This is a genomic window from Paenibacillus sp. JT31N11 (assembly GCF_056269285.1).
Window position 1 is genome coordinate 1 of sequence record NZ_JBWDNQ010000046.1, and the last position, 5600, is coordinate 5600.

General features: G+C 43.7%; 7 protein-coding genes. 5 read left to right on the plus strand and 2 right to left on the minus strand.

The annotated features are described in order from the left end of the window. The first annotated feature begins 32 nt into the window (after nt 1-32). Complete coding sequence (locus AC0YNV_RS40340) at nt 33-269, plus strand: nucleotidyltransferase domain-containing protein (protein WP_475773076.1); 237 nt, start codon at nt 33-35, stop codon at nt 267-269. A gap of 371 nt (nt 270-640) precedes the next feature. Here AC0YNV_RS40340 and AC0YNV_RS40345 read toward each other — a convergent pair whose 3' ends face one another. Continuing rightward, entirely contained in the window at nt 641-2092 is a 1452-nt protein-coding gene (locus AC0YNV_RS40345) for an IS1182 family transposase (protein ID WP_475773077.1), read from the minus strand. Nucleotides 2093-2534: 442 nt separating this feature from the next. Further along, complete coding sequence (locus AC0YNV_RS40350; protein ID WP_475773078.1) at nt 2535-2681, minus strand: lmo0937 family membrane protein; 147 nt, start codon at nt 2679-2681, stop codon at nt 2535-2537. Nucleotides 2682-3312: 631 nt separating this feature from the next. Between AC0YNV_RS40350 and AC0YNV_RS40355 the strand changes: the two genes are divergently transcribed. The 4 genes from AC0YNV_RS40355 (at nt 3313) to AC0YNV_RS40370 (ending at nt 5480) form a co-directional block, all read left to right on the plus strand. Then, nucleotides 3313-4125, plus strand: a complete 813-nt coding sequence (locus AC0YNV_RS40355) for an alpha/beta fold hydrolase (RefSeq protein WP_475773079.1) — start codon at nt 3313-3315, stop codon at nt 4123-4125. Nucleotides 4126-4149: 24 nt separating this feature from the next. Next, nucleotides 4150-4497 carry a hypothetical protein gene (locus AC0YNV_RS40360; RefSeq protein ID WP_475773080.1) on the plus strand — a complete coding sequence of 116 codons (348 nt, stop codon included), beginning with the start codon at nt 4150-4152 and terminating at the stop codon, nt 4495-4497. 236 nt (nt 4498-4733) lie between these two features. Continuing rightward, on the plus strand, nt 4734-4871 hold the full coding sequence (locus AC0YNV_RS40365) for a hypothetical protein (RefSeq protein ID WP_475773081.1): 138 nt from the start codon (nt 4734-4736) through the stop codon (nt 4869-4871). 102 nt (nt 4872-4973) lie between these two features. Continuing rightward, complete coding sequence (locus tag AC0YNV_RS40370; protein WP_475773082.1) at nt 4974-5480, plus strand: N-acetyltransferase family protein; 507 nt, start codon at nt 4974-4976, stop codon at nt 5478-5480. Nucleotides 5481-5600 lie beyond the last annotated feature (120 nt).

Here is a 5600-nt window from a genome sequence, read left to right on the forward strand (position 1 = left end):
AATGAACGCGCAAACCATCATTTCAAATATAGTTGACAATTAAAAAACAAATTCTGCGGAATAAGCACTCTCGTTCCGGCGGTTCAAGAGCAAAGGGGGCTATACGCCCTGACTCTGATATTGATATCGGTATTTATTACGATTCTGAAAAAGGGCTGGACATTGCCAGTCTTCGGCGGGTTGCGGCTGCAATTGATGACGATTATAGAGAAGACGTAGTGACAGAAATTGGCGGCTGGGGACCATGGATTAATGGCGGGGGCTGGTAGAACGTTAATCAAATTCCGGTTGATTTTTTATATCGTAATCAATATCAAGTGTTAAAGACATTGATTCAATTTTTCTGTTCAATACGGCATTACGCTAACGGGTACGATAGCTTGATAAAGATATCTGACGAGGGAGCTGTCGCGGCATTTGTAATTAGAATGAAATTTGGTTTTCATCTGGCGTTAATGAATCGAGTCTATAATAGAACTCGCCCCCCTTTAACATATAAAAAAAGACCTACATCAACGGGAGAGGCCACTGAAGAACTAAAGCTTTTCCAGTGACCCAAGTTATATTTAAAGAAAAGCGACACTTACCCCGGATTTTTCGGGTAGGTGTCGCTTTTTATGTGGTATTGCTCTGTTTTTTCTTAGTCCGCTAACTTCATGATTCGTTTTAAATTCACTGCAAATATCGCCATAGCTCCTTGTATTTGCATCCCTAACAGACCCGAGGACGACGCTACGTCGTACCCGTGCCGATGTTTAAGCTCACTGTTTTTCGCTTCAATTTTGTAGCGTTCTTTTGCTTTTTCCTTGAAATACTCACTTTCCTGGAAGGCCATCTGTTCCGCATGTTCCCCGGATTTAATACTTACGGAGTACGTTTTGGTTTTGGATCCTTCTTTGTAACATCCCACTTTGAAGGGGCACCGTTTGCAAAGCTCCACATCGAAATAGTAGGTATCCGTCTGGTTTTTTCCTTTGCCCTTCGTTCCTTGCCTCGCTTTGCGGATCGCCATATGGCCGGCTTTGCATACGTACATGCCTGCATCTTTGTTGAATTCGAACTCGTCTTCCTTCTTACGCATACCTTGCGAAATTTGCGGGTGAAGCCTTGAAATCAGTTCGATTTCATTTTCCTTGCTATACGCCAAGTTGTCCTTCTCCGAATACGCCGTATCGCCGATCACAGTCGTTATTTCCATACCCGTGGCTTTGCTTTTCTCGATAAGGGCCTGCAGTTGTTTTCCGTCGTTCTTCTCGCCTGTTGTTACGATTGCCGCTGTAATGATTCGTTCCTCGGTCATGTCTATATGCGTCTTGTAGCCAAAAAACGAAGAGTCAGCGCTCTTATGTCCGACGCGGGCGTCTTGATCTTGCGAAATGCGCAGTTGCTCCACGTCATCTTCAACGGTTTCTTTGAGCATGTTCAGCGGTTCCGTGATCTTAGGCAGTTGAGCGATGCCAAGTTTCGTTTCGGTGGCCTCAATGAGTTTCTGGCAATAGTCGATCTCGGCCTCGAGCGTATCCACCGTATTTTTGGCGGGGAGTTTGGCTTTCAACGATTCGTCTATGGTGTAAATCGCTTTTCGTAATTTACGGGAACGGTCCTGCAAAATCTCCCTTGGGGATTTCTGATTGTAACGGGCTTTTGTATGCGTCGCGTCCACGATAATGGCGGTGCTCTTTAGGATTCCCTGTGCGATAGCCAGCTCGACCGTCTTGCTGATTAACAGATCCAAAAGATTGAGGTCTTTCAACCGCATTTTGCGGAACTTTGTGAGCGAGCTCGGGTCAATGACCGGCTCTTCCGGTGCCATCTGAAGAAAGTATTTGAATGACATGTCGTACCGAGAGCGTTCGACTAAATCGACATCCGACACCTCGAAAATGGCTTTAAGAAGCAGATATTTAAACATCCGTAAGGGGTCAATGGCGTTTCGGCCATTGTCCAGACAGTAGTTCGCTTTCAATTCATTGTAGACAAAGGAGAAGTCTACCAGCTCATTAATTTGGCGTAGCATGTTATCTTTCGGCACAATGAGGTCATACAGTGCTGTATAAGGGCTAAATGCAAATGAGATTTGAGGCTGGAACAATGGGTTCACCCTCTCGCAATGATACTTAAATTATACAAGAAAAAAAGGCACATCCCCTCAAAAAAATGAGGGGATGTGCCTTTTTTTCAGAAGGACTTTTTCAGTGGCCTCTCAACGGGATGTGGGTCTTTTTCTGCTTTCTGTAGATCTTCACAAAATAAGAGATTTTACACATATGTACAAAAAAAGACCCTATTGCTTAAAGAAAGGATTCTAATAGGTGTCATTAACATCCAAGGGTTTAGAGATAATTGTCGGAAGACAACATCGATTTGGGTCAGCACATTGGGCGGATTTTTCATTTTAAGGCTATAAGTACTTATCCTCGAATTTGGATAAGAACTTATAGCCTTTTCCGATTGAGGACAAGAACATGAACTGCAATGATTCGGTTGTCGAATCATTAAGTCAGTTAAACGATGGAAAATGGACTACTACTGGGTTAACGGCTTCTCCTACCGGCAACTAAATTATAGATTAGTGAAATCAAAGCTAATACAAGGAGAATGTGGATTAATCCACCTGCGATATGAAAAGAAAAGCCCAACACCCATAGGATGATTAGAAAAACAAAGATGCTCCAAAGCATTTAGCAACCCCCTCTAGATTTTGTAATTCTTATTTAGTTATTACCACGCATAAAAGGAATTAAACCTGCTGCCGCGGCAGCTCCTTTTGCTTTTTCGCAAATGACTGATGTAGAATCAGTAGATTTGATTAAGCATCTAATTGGTTAATATGGATTAGTTTAGCAGGGGAGGCACCAAAAATGAATCATTCCGCATCTAAATATAGGGAGAGTGCCTTTTTGGTCCATAATTCACAGTTCTCTGAGGAAGAGAAAAGGAGACATTACCGTGAGCTTCTTGTTCATATGAGAGCGGAATATTCCTCCGAATTATACGATCGGAATAACGAAGTGGTTGAAGTATACAATTCCATTAAATCCATGCTATCCGATAAAAATTGAATTGGAAAGAAATGCTTTGCGCATCGAAAAGAGAGTGAATTCACTCCAATGCATGGGTTGCAAAAGGGCTCGGTCGAGTGGAGCTCTTTTATGTTTTTACATCGTGATTACGATGCGATGCGGCAGCTAACTTTTCCGTATGTTGACATTCGCAGAACCTGTCAAATTGTGATAAAGTAACATCAAACTCTGAATTTCGCCCGAAAGCTAGACGAGCAGTTGAATCGCAGGCGCACATAAGGAGGCTGTCATGAAAGGAAATATACTTGCCCGCAATAACGTCAACATTTTGGGCAACGGAACACGGACAATGATTTTTGCTCACGGCTTCGGCTGTGACCAGCATATGTGGCGTTACGTTACGCCGGCATTTGAAGAGAACTACCGCATCGTATTATTCGATTATGTCGGTTCGGGGAAATCCGATATTCAGGCATATGACGTCGACCGATACAGTAATCTGGATGGCTACACGCAAGATGTGCTCGACATTTGCCATGCACTTGATTTGAAAAACGCTGTCTTTGTCGGTCATTCCGTCAGCGCCGTTATTGGACTTCTGGCTTCTATAAGGGAAGTGGACTTGTTTGACAAGTTAGTGCTGATCGGACCATCCCCTCGCTATCTGAACGATCCCCCCGATTATATAGGAGGCTTCGAGAGGAAAGATCTGGAGGAATTGCTACTTCTGATGGAAACCAATTATGCCGGCTGGGCAAATTACCTTGCGCCAGCGATCATGGGGAATCCGAACCGACCCCAGCTCGCTCACGAATTGGAAGAAAGCTTCTGCGCGATGAACCCGGAGATCGCTCGGCAATTCGCCCGGACTACTTTTTTCGCCGATAACCGAAAAGACTTGACGCAGGTCACCGTTCCTTCTCTTGTTCTTCAGTGCACGCAGGATATTATCGCCCCGCTTGAAGTGGGAGCCTATGTGCATTACCAGACGCCTAATAGCACCCTGCAGTTCATGGAGGCTACGGGGCATTGCCCGCATATGAGCCATCCCGAGGAGACGATACGACTGATCAAGGAGTATCTGGAGAGTTATATCGCGTAAATCCTGGTTCGGAAGGAAAGATGCATGACAATCAACGGACAAGCGAAAGAAGAGTTGAACGCAACATTATGCCTGACAGAAGATCATGTTATTCTGGATGCCGATGACACTCTTCTTCGTTTGCTCGGCTATGATCTTGAGGGCTTGCGTGGATGCCAGTTTGAATCGGTTCTTACCCGCGCCAGCTCGGTTTTTCTTCATTTACATTTTGAACCGTTAATGAATATGCAAGGCAGGGTTGAGCAGATGAGACTGTCCCTGAAGACGGCAAATGGGCATGAGATACCGATTCTTTTGCATGCAGATCGGCAAGTGCGGGATGATCGGATCGTTCATCAATGCTGGATTAATTTTCGGAATGAGTATCATTAAGGATTATAATATTGCTGTGCCGGAGTATACGGGTACCCATAGACGGGACACTTTGAAAATAGGTGTTCAGGCTGTGGGTACCTTTTTGTATACTGGAGTAAGCAATGGAGGGAGCACAATGATACCAGGCTGCCGGTACGATCGGCAGCCTATTCAGGCTTGTGCCAAATGAACTCGAATGTCGTCTTTTAGTGTGCTGACGAAAGCTCTTGGAATCCAAAGAGAAGTTATCATCTTTGGCAGCTACTCTCGGTCTTGAAGCGGTTGGTTTGAATGGGAAATTAAATAAGGTCAATGTTTACATTTCTAAAGATGTATTTGACAATAAGAAACAGGAAGTATTAAAGTACATCGATGAAGATATGGTTAATTGAGTTATGGGCTCTTTAGAAATACGATTACAAGCAGCAGTTTAGTCTGGTTAAATGTGGTAAAGTATGATTGGAAGTTTAGTCCTGAGGATGGGGGCCAATCTAATGAATGTAAAAGAAGCATCCATTGAAGATGCAGAGAGAATTGCATTTGTACATGTTAGTAGTTGGAGAACAACATATACAGGCATCATAGATGAAACATATTTATCAGGTCTCTCCGTCGAGAGTAGGACAAAGAACTGGGTCTGGACATTTGAAAATCGCGCGGAACATGAAAAAGTTTTTATCGTTGAAGACAGTGATGGCAAGATTGTTGGGTTTTCATGCGGTGGCCAAAATCGAAATCAGGAATTCTTGCATGACGGTGAGCTATATGCCATTTACCTGTTAAAAGAACATCAGGGTTTAGGAATAGGCAAAACACTCTTCAATGCAGTAGTTGAATCATTGAAAAATAATGGTTGCTCGTCGATGATGCTTTGGGTACTAAGGGATAATCCATCTCTAGGCTTTTACAAATCTCAGGGTGGTCAACCTCTAGGGCAGAAAAATATTACGATCGGGACGGATAGATTGGTTGAAATGGCGATCGGTTGGGATAACATATAAACGATTTTCATTAAGCTCCCTCGGTACGTTATAGTTTTCTCACGAATGCTCGCTTATTCGCAGGATTTCACCACAGGATGAATTGTAACCCGGATGGAATGGGACGAGAGCCGTCAAATT